At 34.8% G+C, this 15,587-nt stretch carries 14 protein-coding genes and 1 tRNA gene; 9 read left to right on the forward strand and 6 right to left on the reverse strand.

Annotated elements, in window-relative coordinates; genetic code table 11:
* Positions 1-511: YceI family protein (locus FPG59_RS07905; RefSeq protein ID WP_086454074.1), on the reverse strand; the 511-nt coding region annotated here is incomplete at its 3' end.
* A 271-nt stretch (positions 512-782) separates the two neighbouring features.
* Here FPG59_RS07905 and FPG59_RS07910 point away from each other — a divergent pair.
* Positions 783-1,757: a polyprenyl synthetase family protein gene (locus tag FPG59_RS07910; protein WP_086454075.1), complete on the forward strand. Its 975-nt coding sequence runs from the start codon at positions 783-785 to the stop codon at positions 1,755-1,757.
* Between the two features lie 139 nt (positions 1,758-1,896).
* Entirely contained in the window at positions 1,897-2,250 is a 354-nt protein-coding gene (locus FPG59_RS07915; RefSeq protein ID WP_086454076.1) for a hypothetical protein, read from the forward strand.
* 33 nt (positions 2,251-2,283) lie between these two features.
* Here FPG59_RS07915 and FPG59_RS07920 read toward each other — a convergent pair whose 3' ends face one another.
* Complete coding sequence (locus FPG59_RS07920; RefSeq protein WP_140344610.1) at positions 2,284-2,820, reverse strand: hypothetical protein; 537 nt, start codon at positions 2,818-2,820, stop codon at positions 2,284-2,286.
* Between the two features lie 125 nt (positions 2,821-2,945).
* Between FPG59_RS07920 and FPG59_RS07925 the strand changes: the two genes are divergently transcribed.
* Complete coding sequence (locus FPG59_RS07925; protein WP_086454077.1) at positions 2,946-5,717, forward strand: 2-oxoglutarate dehydrogenase E1 component; 2,772 nt, start codon at positions 2,946-2,948, stop codon at positions 5,715-5,717.
* An 83-nt stretch (positions 5,718-5,800) separates the two neighbouring features.
* Positions 5,801-7,036 carry a 2-oxoglutarate dehydrogenase complex dihydrolipoyllysine-residue succinyltransferase gene (gene odhB, locus FPG59_RS07930; protein ID WP_086454078.1) on the forward strand — a complete coding sequence of 412 codons (1,236 nt, stop codon included), beginning with the start codon at positions 5,801-5,803 and terminating at the stop codon, positions 7,034-7,036.
* Between the two features lie 79 nt (positions 7,037-7,115).
* Here odhB and FPG59_RS07935 read toward each other — a convergent pair whose 3' ends face one another.
* Together FPG59_RS07935 and FPG59_RS07940 are read right to left on the reverse strand one after the other, a co-directional pair.
* Positions 7,116-8,624 (reverse strand): T9SS type A sorting domain-containing protein, encoded by a 1,509-nt coding sequence (locus FPG59_RS07935; protein WP_086454079.1) that lies wholly within the window; start codon positions 8,622-8,624, stop codon positions 7,116-7,118.
* Between the two features lie 56 nt (positions 8,625-8,680).
* Complete coding sequence (locus FPG59_RS07940) at positions 8,681-9,121, reverse strand: retropepsin-like aspartic protease (protein ID WP_086454080.1); 441 nt, start codon at positions 9,119-9,121, stop codon at positions 8,681-8,683.
* A 144-nt stretch (positions 9,122-9,265) separates the two neighbouring features.
* Between FPG59_RS07940 and FPG59_RS07945 the strand changes: the two genes are divergently transcribed.
* The 5 genes from FPG59_RS07945 (at position 9,266) to FPG59_RS07965 (ending at position 14,058) form a co-directional block, all read left to right on the forward strand.
* The gene (locus FPG59_RS07945) at positions 9,266-10,033 is read left to right on the forward strand and encodes a TatD family hydrolase (RefSeq protein WP_086454086.1); all 768 of its coding nucleotides are present in this window, start codon (positions 9,266-9,268) and stop codon (positions 10,031-10,033) included.
* Positions 10,034-10,098: 65 nt separating this feature from the next.
* Positions 10,099-11,235, forward strand: coding sequence for a 1-acyl-sn-glycerol-3-phosphate acyltransferase (locus FPG59_RS07950; protein ID WP_086454081.1), 1,137 nt, complete (start codon positions 10,099-10,101; stop codon positions 11,233-11,235).
* Positions 11,222-12,253 carry an asparaginase gene (locus FPG59_RS07955; RefSeq protein WP_086454082.1) on the forward strand — a complete coding sequence of 344 codons (1,032 nt, stop codon included), beginning with the start codon at positions 11,222-11,224 and terminating at the stop codon, positions 12,251-12,253. Before FPG59_RS07950 ends, FPG59_RS07955 begins: the two co-directional genes overlap by 14 nt.
* Before the next feature lie 55 nt (positions 12,254-12,308).
* Positions 12,309-12,395 (forward strand) — tRNA-Ser (locus FPG59_RS07960).
* Positions 12,396-12,666: 271 nt separating this feature from the next.
* Positions 12,667-14,058, forward strand: coding sequence for a site-specific integrase (locus FPG59_RS07965; protein WP_086454083.1), 1,392 nt, complete (start codon positions 12,667-12,669; stop codon positions 14,056-14,058).
* 28 nt (positions 14,059-14,086) lie between these two features.
* Here the strand turns inward: FPG59_RS07965 and FPG59_RS07970 are convergent, their stop codons facing one another.
* Positions 14,087-14,386, reverse strand: a complete 300-nt coding sequence (locus FPG59_RS07970; protein WP_086454084.1) for a hypothetical protein — start codon at positions 14,384-14,386, stop codon at positions 14,087-14,089.
* Position 14,387: 1 nt separating this feature from the next.
* Positions 14,388-14,663 (reverse strand): DNA-binding protein, encoded by a 276-nt coding sequence (locus FPG59_RS07975; RefSeq protein WP_254906668.1) that lies wholly within the window; start codon positions 14,661-14,663, stop codon positions 14,388-14,390.
* Positions 14,664-15,587 lie beyond the last annotated feature (924 nt).

A 15,587-nucleotide genomic window follows, 5' to 3' on the forward strand; every position in this document is an offset into this window, starting at 1 on the left:
ATTCTAGATTGGCAATTAACTTAATGTCTTGACCTAGAGCTAGTCCGCCTGCTTGTTGGAAAGAATTTGGTGTTAACCCAAAGTCTTTACGATTGATATTAGCCGTGATTTCAAAAGCAGCTTTTTTGTTGCCATTGTACGCGTTAATTCCAATAAACTCTGCATCAAGTTCTACCGATTTGGTGATATTTTTAATGGTAAGATTTCCTTTTAAGAAATTGATATTTGGAGTAACTTTTTCAAATGAAGTAGATTTAAAGCTAATCAATGGATATTCCTTCACATTAAAGAAATCATTCATCTTTAAGTGATTGTCTATTTGTTCTAATGTAGCGTCTCTGTTATTTACATCTAGTGAAAAAGCGATTGATGCATCGGCTATTTCATTATTATCTATGTCAATATGACCGTCAAATTCATTGATGCTGCCCGCTAAATACGCAATGATAGAGTGTCTCATTTTAATAAGAACATCAGATTGATTCGAGTCAATGGTCCAAGTGGTTTTCATAAGGATTTGAATAGGTTAAAATTAGAAAAGAAAGCAACAATGTTTTCATTTGGGAAAGTAGAAAACAGTTACCGTCAATTTCGAGTGCAAATGTAAGACGGAAACTTTAAATACCAAATAAGTTTCCTGAGTATTTAGATTTATTTAACGTTTGAGTAACTTTAACATTTTAGCTAGTTTGAAGTTTTTTGAGTTTCTTTGCGGATATAAAGTTCAAAAGTTGGGATTTTTTGTATTCCTTTTTTAATTTTAAACGCTAAACAAAACAACAATGCACAATATCGTTCAATATCAAGAGTTCCTTTCTGCTTATTTGCAATCTCAATATGAAACCAAAGAACCAAGGAATTTATATGAGCCTATTCATTATATTTTAGATTTAGGTGGTAAAAGAATGCGTCCTGTACTTACTTTAATGAGTGCTGAGGTTTTTGATGCCGATTATAAAAAAGCACTTCCAGCCGCATTAGCGGTTGAGGTTTTTCATAATTTCTCTCTGGTGCATGATGATATTATGGATGATGCTCCTTTGCGTAGAGGTCATGAAACGGTTCATGAAAAATGGAATATCAATACTGGAATTTTATCTGGGGATGCGATGTTGATCTTGGCTTATCAGTATTTTGAGCAATACGAGCCGTTGATTTTTAGAGATTTAGCCAAGCTTTTTAGCAAAACAGCTCTTGAAGTTTGTGAAGGGCAACAATGGGATGTTGATTTTGAAGATCGTACAGATGTTACTATTCCTGAATATTTAAAAATGATTCAGTATAAAACAGCTGTTTTAGTGGCAGCAGCCATGAAAATGGGAGCAATTATTGCCGAAACTTCAGTAGAGAATGCAAATTTAATTTATGATTTTGGACTTAACTTAGGATTGGCTTTCCAATTGCAAGATGATTTCTTAGACGCTTTTGGAAACCCAGAAACTTTTGGAAAACAAGTAGGCGGAGATATCATTGAAAACAAAAAAACCTATTTATACCTTAAAGCAGTTGCTTTTTCAAATGAAAAAGAAGCGGAGGAACTGAAAAGTCTTTTTTCAATTCAGCCAGAAGACAGCACAGATAAGATAGAACGTGTAAAGGCACTTTTTAATAGTTCAGGTGCGTCCAAAGCTACTCAGGATGCCATTCAAGATTTTACGTTTAAGGCGTTCCAAACGCTGGACAAAATGAACATTAGTGCAGAGAAAAAGCAAATGTTGAGAGCCTTTGGTGAAAACCTAATGGGAAGGAAAGTATAATTCGAATTCAAAAACAATTTTAAATTTCAATAACATTGTTGATGTTGAAAATTGATACTTAGTATTTAAAAAGAAGTAAATTATACCTAATAACTATGTTGAAAATTGACCTTAATATAGCCATTGAAATTTTAAACATATGTTTGTAGCCCCTAAAAACACCGATTTACTACTTTCTGAAGCAGAAGGCGATAACTTGTATTTAAAATTAGTAGAACAATTAAACAAGGATTTTAATTTAGCTAATGAAGCTGTAGATTTTCCGTTGAGTACCTCTCCAACTGAGTTGAAGTTGCAATTACATGAAAAAATCTACCGACTCATTCAATACAAATTTGCTGAATACCTTAATTTACTTTACATCATTGATGTCTCCGAAGAAGAAATCAAAAAACTCGATGGATCTGATTTGGTAATTCTAGCGGAACAAGTTGCTTTCTTAATTCTAAAAAGAGAATGGCAAAAAGTATGGTTTAAAAACAAATACAAATAAAGCTTTCAAAGCAACTGTTTAAGTAAATTCAAACTAAAAATAAAACCTCACAAAAGGCATAAAACGGCTTCCGTAAATATTGTTTTCATCTTGAAGAACATTGTAGCGCACACCCATAGTTGCAAATCCAGAGCGATAACCTGCTCCTAAGAATAGACCAGTGCTCCAGAAACTTTGAGAATTGCTATTAGATCCGTCTAAGTTTACGTTTACTCTAAGTTGTTCTAATTCTGCAGAAAGCTGGATTTCTGGTAAAGGATTTAATAACCCGATAACGCTTCCTCCGTATAGGTGTGAGGCAAAACTGTTTTGTTGTTTTAGGTATTTATATTGCAAACCAAGTCCTATGGATCCATATTCATTTACATTATAAATGGCGCTGGGTGCCAAAGAAATATCTGTAAATCCCGATCCGAAACCAAGACCTATTCCGCCGCCAAATTGTACTTTATCCCAAAATTGTTGCTCTTTAGGAGTAGATGTATTGTCTTGCTGTGCCTTCACCTCATTTAAAAAAAACAAGGCAAATAATACAAAAAGGTTTCTAAAACGATTGAAAAAACATTTCATGGCTATAAGTTTTTAGTTTTTTAACAATATTCAATGTAAAAGTATCTTAAAATAAATTATAAATTTATTGTATTATCGTACTTTTGCCAAACTATTTTAACAAAAAAGTATATTCACTACATATTATGGATAGGTTTTCATTTTTAAACGCAGCACATACCGAATTTTTTGCCCAGTTATACGATCAATATTTAGAGAATCCAGATAGCGTGGAGCCAAGTTGGAGAAGTTTTTTTCAAGGTTTTGACTTTGGAATGACAACTTACAATGAAGAAAATCCAGTAGCACAGTTGGCAAATTTTGCCTCGACAAATACTGATGTAAGTTTAGTTTCGGATAAACTACAAAAAGAATTTAATGTTCTTAAACTGATAGATGGATACCGCACCAGAGGTCATTTGTTTACAAAAACAAACCCAGTAAGAGAAAGACGTACTGCATCGCCTACACTTGATATTACTAATTTTGGCTTGTCAGCTGCAGATTTAAATACTATTTTTGATGCTGCAAAAGCAATCAATATCCAGCCATGTACGCTTCAAGAAATTGTAACACACTTAGATACTATTTACTGTCAGCACATAGGTATTGAGTATATGTACATTCGTAAACCTGAAGTGGTAGAGTGGATCCAGAAAAAACTAGGGGTTAATGATAATCAACCTAAGTTTTCTGCAGAGGAGAAAAAAGTTATTTTAAATAAATTAAATCAAGCTGTTTCTTTTGAAAACTTTTTACACACAAAATATGTGGGGCAAAAACGTTTTTCACTTGAGGGTGGAGAATCAGTTATACCTGCACTTGATGCACTTATCGAGAGAGCAGCAGAGAAAGGTGTTGAGCAGTTTGTAATGGGAATGGCTCACCGAGGTAGATTGAATGTTTTGGCCAATATTTTTGGAAAATCTACTCAAGATATCTTTAGCGAATTTGACGGTAAAGATTACGACCAAGAGTATTTTGATGGAGATGTTAAATACCATTTAGGTTTAACCGCTGATAAAGTTACCAGATCAGGAAAAAAAATAAACATAAATTTAGCTCCTAACCCTTCTCACTTAGAGACTGTAGGAGCAGTTATTGAAGGAATTACGCGTGCCAAACAAGATAAATATTTCCCAGAAGATTTCTCTAAAGTACTGCCTATTGCTGTTCACGGTGATGCGGCCATTGCAGGACAAGGAATTTTGTATGAAATTGTTCAAATGGCACAACTTGATGGATACAAAACAGGCGGAACCATTCATATTGTTATCAACAATCAAGTAGGTTTCACCACAAATTATCTTGATGCCCGTTCATCTACGTATTGTACCGATGTAGCAAAGGTTACACTTTCTCCAGTATTGCATGTAAATGCTGATGATGCAGAGTCTGTTGTGCATGCTATGCAGTTTGCATTAGATTTCCGTATGCAGTTTGGGTGTGATGTATTTATTGATTTATTAGGATATAGAAAATACGGACATAATGAAGGTGACGAACCTCGTTTTACACAGCCCGTTTTATATAAAATTATTGCAAAGCACAAAAATCCTAGAGATTTATATGCTGAAAAATTACTGTCAGAAGGAGTTATTACTGCTGATTTAGTAAAAACATTAGAAAAAGAATATAAAGACGATCTAGATCACAACCTAGAAGCTTCCCGTAAAAAAGATTTAACAATCATTACCCCTTTCATGCAAAACGAATGGGATGGATACGAGCAAGTTTCTAATGATGTGATGCTCGAAAAAGTGAACACTAAAGTTGACAAAGCCACTTTAGATTCTATAATCAATACGGTTTCTAGCTTACCAACAGATAAAAAATTCATCAACAAAATCACAAAAATTGTTACTGATAGAAAAACAGTTTATGATAACAATACCATTGACTGGGGAACTGCAGAGACTCTTGCTTATGGATCTTTGTTGACTGAAGGTTATGATATTCGAATTTCAGGGCAAGACGTTGAACGTGGTACTTTTTCGCACCGTCATGCTGTTGTTAAAGTTGAGGATTCTGAGGAAGAAGTAGTATTATTGGATCACATCCAAAACAAAAAAGGAAACTTCCGTATCTTTAATTCTTTCCTTTCAGAATACGGTGTTCTTGGTTTTGATTACGGGTATGCACTAGCAAATCCAAATGCACTTACCATTTGGGAAGCACAATTTGGGGATTTCTCCAATGGAGCTCAAATCATGATTGACCAATACATTTCATGTGGTGAAGACAAATGGAACAACCAGAACGGTATTGTTTTATTGTTGCCTCATGGGTATGAAGGGCAAGGAGCAGAGCACTCATCAGCAAGAATGGAACGTTATTTACAGCTTTGCGCACGTCACAACATGTACGTTGCTGATTGTACTACGCCAGCTAACTTTTTTCACTTGTTGAGAAGACAAATGAAAACCAATTTCCGTAAGCCGCTAGTTGTGTTTTCACCAAAAAGTTTATTGCGTGATCCAAGATGTGTTTCAACAGTTGATGAATTAGCCAATGGAGAATTTCAAGAAACGATAGATGACGCTACAGTAAACAAAGCAGAAGTTAAAACCCTAGTATTCTGTACGGGTAAATTTTACTATGATATTGTAGCCGAAAGAACCAACAACGGTCGTAATGATGTTGGAGTAGTTCGTGTGGAGCAATTGTTTCCACTACCAGTTGACCAACTTAAAGCAATCATTGCGCAGTATCCTAATGCAGATGATTATGTTTGGGCACAAGAAGAACCTAAGAACATGGGAGCTTATAGTTATATGTTGATGAACTTTGATTTGGTAAAATGGAGATTAGCATCTCTAAAAGCTTATGCGGCACCAGCAGCAGGAAGTTACACCAGAGCAAAAAGACGTCACGCTGATGCAATAAGAATGGTATTTGACAAAAATTTATTTAGATAAAAAATAGTTTAAAGTTTAAGGTTTAAAGCTACTCTTGGGTGACTTTGAACTTTAAACAATTCACACCTTAAACAATAACAAAGATGATTTTAGAAATGAAAGTCCCTTCGCCAGGGGAATCTATAAAAGAAGTTGAAATTGCAACTTGGTTAGTAAAAGATGGAGATTATGTAGAAAAAGACCAAGCAATTGCAGAGGTTGATTCAGATAAAGCTACACTTGAATTACCAGCTGAAGCAAGCGGAATCATTACATTAAAAGCTGAAGAAGGTGATGCTGTAGCAGTAGGAGCAGTAGTTTGCTTGATTGACACTAGTGCAGCTAAACCATCAGGTGATGCACCAGCGGCAGCAGTTGATCCCGAGACTTCGGGACCAAAAGCAGTTGTAGAAACTGTAGCTCCAAAAGCGGCACCCGTGGCACAAACACCATCATCAGCAGCTGAAGGACATGCATCTCCAGCAGCAAGAAAAATATTAGACGAAAAAAACATAGCGCCAACCACTATTTCAGGTACGGGTAAAGGCGGAAGAATTACAAAAGAAGATGCTGTAAATGCAGTGCCATCAATGGGAACTCCTACTGGAGGATCTCGTGGTACAGAGCGTACGAAGTTATCAATGTTACGTCGTAAGGTAGCAGAAAGATTAGTTGCTGCTAAAAACGAAACAGCCATGTTAACTACTTTTAATGAAGTAAACATGACGCCAATCAACTTGATTCGTAATGAATATAAGGATGCTTTCAAAGCAAAACATGGTGGAGTAGGATTAGGTTACATGTCATTTTTTACAAAAGCAGTAACTAGAGCTTTACAATTGTATCCAGATGTAAACTCTATGATGGATGGGGATTACAAAGTAGCTTACGATTTCTGTGATATTTCTATTGCTGTATCTGGACCAAAAGGTCTTATGGTTCCTGTGGTTCGTAATGCTGAAAACTTAACTTTCCGTGGTGTTGAGGCTGAGATTAAACGTTTGGCTTTAAGAGCACGTGACGGTCAAATTACAGTAGATGATATGACTGGTGGAACGTTCACAATTACTAACGGTGGTGTGTTTGGTTCTATGTTGTCAACTCCAATTATCAACCCACCACAATCAGGAATTTTAGGAATGCACAACATAATTGAGCGTCCTATTGCTGTAAACGGTAAAGTGGAAATTCACCCAATGATGTATGTGGCACTTTCTTATGACCACAGAATTATTGATGGTCGTGAGTCTGTAGGTTTCTTAGTAGCAGTAAAAGAAGCTTTAGAAAACCCAATGGAATTATTGATGGACAACAATCCTAAAAAAGCATTGGAATTGTAATCAGAAAGAATATAATTTTTCAAAATAAAAAAACCCGACTGTACTCAACAAGTCGGGTTTTTTGATGGTTTGTATTTACTTAGTTTTTTATAATTTTTACTGTTTTTTTAACTCCATCTGATGTTACTTTTAAAAAATAAATACCTGCAGAGAAATTAGATAAATCAATTTCAGCACTCAGACTATTAGGTTTCTGGGTTAAAATAGTTTTTCCTTTTACAGAGATAAATATTAGCTCGTCAATAATGGAATCATTTGAAATTGAAATAACGTTTTTCACGGGATTTGGATAATAAGAAAAGTTTTTGAATGTCAATTCATCTATGCCCAACGTGCTAGATTTTACAGTTACCGCTAGTCTTTGCACACTTTCAATTCCGTTTATCGTTTGTGATGCATAATAAGTGGTTCCATCCATAATAACAGTGGTTAATGGCAAAGGAACTTGGCTTGTTTTATTTGTTTTTCCAGCCAATGGATTCTGATTCAAATACCATTTAATATTTTGACCTTCAACGACAAGATCGGCCAATGTTTGACCGGCCTTGAATTCTATGGTCAATTTGGGTTGTCCATTTATCAGCGGAGATGGCGTATTTACAACAATTGGATTTTGGGTTATACATCCATTATTATCTCTTGTAGTAACTACGTAATTTCCTGGAATTAGATTATTAAAGGTGTTATTAACTTGGAAAACCTGGCCATTATCTACGGAATATGAATAAGGAGATACCCCGCCTGATGCAGTTACTATTACAGATTGATTGCTGCTCACAGTTGTGGCTGTTAAAGCAAGAGGTTCGGTTATGGTTGCTGTTGCAGTAGCCAGGCAATTGCTAGAATCTGTTACGGTGATAATATGTGTTCCAGCTTTTAAGCCTGTAAATACAGTACTTGCTTGGCTAGGTCCGTTATTTAATGAATACTTGTAAGGTAAAGTACCTCCTGCTGTAATGACGGTAATAGAGCCATCCGCATTACCACTACAATTTACGGATGTACTAGCAGCGGTAATTACAAGAGGTGGTAGTTGATTAATAGTTATAACCATATTAAAAACATTCAAGCAGCCAAGGGTATCTTTTACGTCGAAAGAGTAGCTACCAGGAAGTAAGTTATCAAAAACATTATTTGGTGTAAATGAACTTCCGTTTTTAGAATAGGTGTATGGAGCAGTGCCTCCTATCGCAGTAACGGTTACAGAGCCATTGTTTATGCAATCTATTTGTTTAATGATCGCAGTAGGAATAATAGTGGAGTTTACTATCAAATTAAAATAATTTGTAGTAATGTTTCCAAGGTTATTAATTCTTGCATAAATAGTTTGCGATGTCACGCCATTAGCTGGAGTAGCAGTAATGGTAAAATTAGTAGGGTTAGAGATTGTATTGGCACCACTTAAGGCATCTGCGGCTGTAAGATGATACGTTACTGTAGTTTGAGTAGGGTTTAAATTCCCAACCAGTAAAGAGTAGTTTTGTGTTAAATTAAAAATTTTAGTGCCTGCGCAATTGGTCAAATTAGCAACTTGAGCGTAAAAACTCAATGACGTGAATAAAAAAAAGGAAAGTAAAATTTTCTTCATAGTTGAGTAGGTATTAGGCGTATAAAAAAAACAGTTATCGAATTTTTTTAAACATATTATTTCAACAAATATAAGCAATTGTTAAAGTAGTCAATGATTCCTTTTCCTTTCATCAAGATATCAGCACCTATTATTCCGTGAACGGGTTTGGCTTTGTGGGCCAATAAAGCCGTGTTTACGTGTGATAAATCAAAAATTACGAGATTGAAATGGTTGTCTTTCCAAGTGCCTAATTGAAGTTTGTTTTTTAATGCCAGTTGGGTTTCCATGCCTGTGGCACCAGCACCAGAGGCTTTAGTCTCTGAGTTTTTAGGTTGTAATTGAAATACTTCTATACTTTCAAAACCTATGCAGCTGTTTGAGGCGCCAGTATCTAAAATAAAATTCCCTTTTATCCCGTTGATTTTTGCTTTTATCAACAAGTGCTGTGTTTTCATAATCTTGAATGGGATTTTTTTGTAGCTTACTTTCTTGAGAATTTTATCTAAATTTTTCATAGTTTCTGTTGGGATTTTGAATCTTTATTTTGCGATAATAAAGTCATTAAAATTAACAACTTGATAGTTTATAGGTATGGGAAACTACGTCTAATAATCGTAATTTTGCATCTCAAACCTGAAAAAATACACTTGGAAACAAATATAGTCATCACTGACACACATACACACCTTTATGCCGAAGATTTTGATCAAGATAGAGACCAAATGATTCAACGAGCCATTGATGCTGGTGTTTCGCGTTTTTTTATTCCTGCAATAGATTCTACCTGTACACAACCTATGTATGATTTAGAACAGAATTACCCAGGTCATATTTTCTTAATGATGGGATTGCATCCTACTTATGTTAAAGAAAATTATGAGCAAGAATTACAACATGTTGCAGACGAGCTATCAAAACGAAAGTTTTATGCTATTGGTGAAATAGGGATTGATTTGTACTGGGATAAAACTCATTTGCCACAGCAACAAATTGCTTTTAGAAAACAAATACAACTTGCAAAAGAGTACAAACTCCCTATTGTGATTCATTGTCGCGAAGCTTTTGACGAAATATTCGAAATTTTAGAACAAGAGAAATCTCCCGAATTATTTGGTATTTTTCATTGTTTTTCAGGAACCTATGAGCAAGCATTACAGGCTATCTCGTATAACATGAAACTAGGAATTGGTGGTGTAGCTACTTTCAAGAACGGAAAAATAGATCAGTTCTTAAATCAAATTGACCTTGAGCATATTGTTCTAGAAACCGATTCCCCTTATTTAGCACCTGTGCCGTATAGAGGAAAAAGAAATGAGAGCAGTTATATTGTAAGCGTTGTAGAAAAGTTATCTCAACTTTATGGTCTTTCAGCACATGAAATTGCTACGATAACTACCGCAAATTCAAAAGCTATTTTTGGGATTTAAACTAGATTTTACTTTATTTTAATATTTTTTTTGTTCATTTGCCCACACAAAAATTGAGAACCAAAATGCAGAAATTTGACGCTATTAGGCCCTTTTATGATTCGGAAATAAATGAAGCACTTCATGATGTGGTAAATCATCCTATGATGAAGGCATTGATGAATTTTACATTTCCAGAAGTGGCAGATGAGGTATGGAAAGAGCAACTGAAAAAAACGCATTCTATTCGTGATTTTCAATGTAATTTTATATATCAATCTGTACAAAGAGTGCTAGAGAAAAGCTCTGACGGTATTACAACTTCGGGATTTGAAAACTTAGAGGCTAATACGTCTTACATGTTCATTTCAAATCATAGGGATATTTTATTAGACACAACTTTGCTAAATACAGCTTTGTTTGAACATGGTTTAGTAATGACAGCATCGGCAATAGGTGATAATTTAGTTAAAAAATCATTTTTAAAAACATTAGCAAAACTCAACAGGAATTTCTTAGTTCAAAGAGGATTAACACCAAGAGAAATGTTGCAAAGCTCTAAATTATTATCTGAGTTTATGGGTAATTTGCTTTTGCATGAAAATCGTTCGGTATGGATTGCACAACGCGAAGGAAGAACAAAAGATGGCAATGACGCGACCAATCCGGGTGTTTTAAAAATGATTGGAATGGCATCTGATGAGAAAAATGTGATGGACTATTTTAAGAAAATAAAAATAGTTCCTGTTTCTATTTCTTATGAATATGATCCTACTGATGCCTTAAAAATGCCTCAATTAATGGCCGAAGCTAATAATGAAGTGTATGTAAAGGAGAAAAATGAAGATTTCATGACTATTCTTAGCGGAGCTTTAGGTCAAAAGAAACGAATTCATATTCATGTAGGCACTGTTTTGGATGCCGAGATCGATCGTATAAAAGCGAATAATGACAATTCAAACAAGCAAGTTGTAGCACTGGCTCAAGAAATTGACGATACGATATTGAGTAATTACAAATTGTGGCCCACTAATTTTATTGCGTATGATATTGTTAACAAAACAGATAGATACGCTCACTTGTACACTGAAAATGAAAAATCATTGTTTGAACGCCGATTAGAAATGCGTATAGATCATGATAATCCTGTGGCACTTGATGGTTTTTTAGCCATGTATGCTAATCCTGTTGTCAATAAATTAAAATACCATGACATTGTATAAAGCTAAAATACTTTTAATTTATACCGGCGGAACCATTGGTATGCGCAAGGATTTTGATACAGGAGCGCTCAAAGCCTTCAATTTTAGTAAATTATTGCAAAATATCCCAGAGCTAAAACAATTAGATTGTGATATTGAAACAGTTTCATTTGAGGTACCCATTGACTCCTCAAACATGAATCCTGCTGAATGGTCAAAAATAGCATCCTTAATTGAACAAAATTACACTAGCTATGATGGTTTTGTAGTACTTCATGGATCAGATACCATGTCATACTCTGCATCGGCATTGAGTTTTATGCTCGAAAATTTAGATAAACCAGTTATTTTTACGGGTTCTCAACTACCAATAGGTGATTTGCGCACTGATGCCAAAGAAAATTTAATTACTGCCATACAAATAGCGTCGTTACGAGATCAAAACGGACCGTTAATACAAGAGGTTTGCCTTTATTTTGAATACAAGTTGTACAGAGGAAACCGTACTACAAAGATAAATGCCGAACATTTTAAAGCTTTTACCTCTCCTAATTATCCTGAGCTGGTAGAGTCTGGTGTGCATTTGAAAATAAATCCTGAAATGTTTTTGCCTAAAAGTGCCAATAAAACCTTTCAAGTTCATAAGAAATTAGATAATAATGTTGCCATCATAAAAATGTTTCCGGGTATTAGTGAAGCTGTGTTAGCGGCTATTTTTGATATCCCAAACTTAAAAGGAATTGTTTTAGAAACTTATGGATCAGGAAACGCACCTACCGAAGACTGGTTTCTTGATTTATTACAAAAAGCAATCAAAGCAGGATTGCATATTGTGAATGTAACACAGTGTTCTGGCGGAAGTGTAAGTATGGGACATTATGAAACCAGCACAGGAATGAAAGAAATAGGAGTGATTTCAGGCAAAGACATCACCACCGAGGCTGCAATTACAAAACTCATGTATGTATTAGGTCAAAATATTGCTAACAAGGATTTTAAAGATTTTTTTGAAACACCATTGCGTGGTGAAATGATTTAAAGTTAGATTTTGCTTTTCAAAGTCAGTTTTTTTTAAGTTATTTGCAAACCTAATTAGAGAGGTGTCCGAGTGGTTGAAGGAGCTAGCCTGGAAAGCTAGTATATGGGTAACTGTATCGAGGGTTCGAATCCCTTCCTCTCTGCGAAAACAAGTGATATTTTTCACTTAAAACGCCTTAAAGTACTAAAAACCTGCAAGTTATGGACTTGCAGGTTTTCTTTTTTTATGCCCTGTACCTTCATAATTTTCAAAAATGCTCCTATTTTTTGTGGCACATTCGTGGCGCAAGGGACTTGAAAAAAAAGTGTGCCACAAAATCGTTGTAACTAATTGATTTACAACATGTAAATGACGTTAACGACTTGATTTTAAAGTACTATAGTTCGACCTTTATTAACTTAAAATGTTGAATTATGTTAGAGAACAGTTTTGGATTAACCTTCTTTTTGAAGAGTCCGCGAAAAAAAACTAATGTCAGATCTATTTATTTAAGAATTACAGTTGATGGGATTCCTAAAGAAACATCTACGAAGTACACATGGAATGTGGCCCGATGGGATCAGAAACTGGAACGCGCTACCGGAAGTAAAGAAGATTCAAGGGTATTAAATGAATTTTTGAATTCTCTTGAATTAAAAGTAAAAAAAAGAAAAACCGATTTACTTTACAACGATCAGACAATCACTGCGCAGAAACTCATTGATTACGTTAAAGGGAAGGTTGCTTCAAAAGCAAAAGTTTTAGAAGAGTTTCAAAACCATAATGATGAAGTCAAAGCGTTGGTGCCGAAAGAGTATGCTCCAGGCACGCTTGAGCGTTATGTAACAGCCAAATCTCATGTTAGTGATTTTATAAGGTTTAAATATAACGTAGATGATCTTGAATTCAGGGAGCTGAATTATGAATTTATAAAAGATTACGAGTTTTACCTTAAAACAGTACAAGGATGCAGCAATAACACTTCTTTAAAGTATATATCTAATTTTAAGAAAATTGTGCTCAGAGCCATCGCTAAAGAGATTATTACAACTGATCCTTTTAAGCTGTTCAAGGGTAAAAAGACCAAAACGAATAAAAAACCCATGACTGCAGAAGAGCTTTTTATATTGGAGGATCGCGATTTTGCCATAGAGAGACTCGAAGTAGTTAGAGATGTTTTTATTTTTCAATGTTATACGGGATTAGCTTATATAGATGTTTTCCAACTGAAGCTGGCAAATATTAAAATCGGTATTGATGGGGGACAATGGATTATGTCCGCGAGGCAGAAAACGGATTCCGAAACTAATATTCCATTGCTCCCAAAAGCTGTTGAAATTATGGAGAAATACAAAAAGCATCCTTTATGCCTGAAACGTGGTACTGTCTTGCCTGTTTTGTCAAATCAGAAGATGAATGCCTACTTGAAGGAAATCGGTGATTTATGCGGTTTCAATTTCACATTGAATACGCATAAAGCGAGACGTACTTTTGGTAGTACAGTTACGCTGAACAATGGTGTGCCGATTAATGTAGTTAAAGAAATGCTTGGTCATCAATCTGTTAAGCAGACTGAGGAATACGCATTAACAGAACAAGTGACAATTGGTAGGGAGATGCAAGTATTAAAGAATAGATTGGATAGGGAAAAAATTATTACCCGAGGTGAGGGGCTTTCTGTTCTCGAAAGAATGGAAAGGGAAATTCAAGTATTGAAGCTGCAATTTGTTACTGCTGATAGTGTGCAGAGTATTATAAATAATGGTGAGGAACTTCTGGATATAGATTTACAGATGGCAAAGTTACGTAAGATTTTTAATGTATGAAAAGTATTTTAATATTACCAAGAAACGCTTAAGATAAATCGTGAGGCTTTATTGTTATTTCCACTTCGCTTCGATATCCTGGATGATAGCATGGTCGGTAATTGATATAGCCCATTTGTTGCAACTCCTTAAAATATTTATGATAGGTTGGGAACGTGCTAATATGTGAAAGCGACATTATTTTGCTACGACTCACTTTAATGATTCTTGTGTGTCCTTGCTTATAAGCGAGACAAAGAATTGCGCTCAAAAGTGCAAAGTGCCAAACATTAAGTCTGTGATCTTTCTCTAAAATGGAAAGGTAGTTTAAAAGCTTTTTAAGTCTCATATTATTTTTTATCGTTGAACAGATTCATTAAATCTGATTTGTTGTAATAGTAAGATCCTAAAACTTTTTTGAAGCGCACTTTTCCAGTAATCCGGAGATTCTGTAACGATGCGGCAGATATATCCATTAGTTTCTTGACAACACGGCTTTTAATCCATTCTGGATTTAGGTCGTCATCGTCTTTATTCTGGTTGTTCTTTATAATTTGTTTGAATTGGTCTACAAGCAATAGACCAAATTGCCTTAAATCATCTTTATTTATATTGTCGTTCATCATCGCACCTCTCATTTTTAATTGTTAAGTTGTGAGCTAAGATATGCTGCAATCTTTTTCGTTGCTTGAAAGTGGCGCTTTGGGTCGCTTTTAGGCATTAAAAGTCCATGCGTAGGAATTTAATATATATTAAAGAATTTTTGCTTTTGCAGTATGAATGAAGAGATATCAAGACGATTCTTTTAAAAAAAAATTCCCAGTGGCGAAAAAACTGATAAAAACACACTACTTCAAAAAGTTAGATGCTACTTGGATAAGCTCAATGCCAATGAAGTGTTTTTTTATTTGTTCGCTCAAGTAGCTCCAGCCGAACAAATGGAGAACTTTTTTGCAGAGGAGGAAGCTTATTATTGCCTCTCCTGATTAAGTTTATACCGACACTTTTACCTTCGGCATTTAATGAAAATTTAGAGAGCGAAAGGTTATTCGACATTCCCATCAATAGAAACGCATCGTGAGCCTCACTTTATAGAGGCTGTTACGTTTCACTTGAGCAGAAGTAAAAGCAAAGAAGGAAAAAGCAACAGACAAAAAACATGAATCGGAGAAAATATAGCAACGATTAAAGAAGGTAGAAGAAAAATGGTTTAAAAAGATGAAATAAATAAAGATACCTATAATTTCATGAGCCAGAAGGAACAAGAGTTATTTTAAATTAACGTCTGCCACTGTGGTAATCCTTTGACAGGATCACCATCACGAGGTAAATCAGGAAAATATTTTTACTATTATAAATGTAAGCTCCCTCGGCATAATAATCTTAGTGTTGTAAAAATTCATGATCAGTTTCTTTCTATATTAGAATTAATTACTTTTCTGAAAAAATGATTGACAACATTGTAAGAGGTTGTCGAATAAAAATAAATAAGGAAACAAGTATTACAAAAGCGAGAGTGGATAAGGCTTTTGTTTGGTAATAACTTATAT

This window comes from Flavobacterium sp. FPG59, assembly GCF_002150205.1.
Classification (GTDB): Bacteria; Bacteroidota; Bacteroidia; order Flavobacteriales; family Flavobacteriaceae; genus Flavobacterium.

Bases quoted from the DNA above. Each gene is read 5' to 3' on its own strand.
- FPG59_RS07965 (WP_086454083.1), top strand. From the start codon at position 12,667: ATGTTAGAGAACAGTTTTGGATTAACCTTCTTTTTGAAGAGTCCGCGA.
- FPG59_RS07920 (WP_140344610.1), bottom strand. From the start codon at position 2,820: ATGAAATGTTTTTTCAATCGTTTTAGAAACCTTTTTGTATTATTTGCC.
- FPG59_RS07915 (WP_086454076.1), top strand. From the start codon at position 1,897: ATGTTTGTAGCCCCTAAAAACACCGATTTACTACTTTCTGAAGCAGAA.
- FPG59_RS07925 (WP_086454077.1), top strand. From the start codon at position 2,946: ATGGATAGGTTTTCATTTTTAAACGCAGCACATACCGAATTTTTTGCC.
- FPG59_RS07910 (WP_086454075.1), top strand. From the start codon at position 783: ATGCACAATATCGTTCAATATCAAGAGTTCCTTTCTGCTTATTTGCAA.
- FPG59_RS07940 (WP_086454080.1), bottom strand. From the start codon at position 9,121: ATGAAAAATTTAGATAAAATTCTCAAGAAAGTAAGCTACAAAAAAATC.
- FPG59_RS07955 (WP_086454082.1), top strand. From the start codon at position 11,222: ATGACATTGTATAAAGCTAAAATACTTTTAATTTATACCGGCGGAACC.
- FPG59_RS07970 (WP_086454084.1), bottom strand. From the start codon at position 14,386: ATGAGACTTAAAAAGCTTTTAAACTACCTTTCCATTTTAGAGAAAGAT.
- FPG59_RS07950 (WP_086454081.1), top strand. From the start codon at position 10,099: ATGCAGAAATTTGACGCTATTAGGCCCTTTTATGATTCGGAAATAAAT.
- FPG59_RS07975 (WP_254906668.1), bottom strand. From the start codon at position 14,663: ATGATGAACGACAATATAAATAAAGATGATTTAAGGCAATTTGGTCTA.
- FPG59_RS07935 (WP_086454079.1), bottom strand. From the start codon at position 8,624: ATGAAGAAAATTTTACTTTCCTTTTTTTTATTCACGTCATTGAGTTTT.
- odhB (WP_086454078.1), top strand. From the start codon at position 5,801: ATGATTTTAGAAATGAAAGTCCCTTCGCCAGGGGAATCTATAAAAGAA.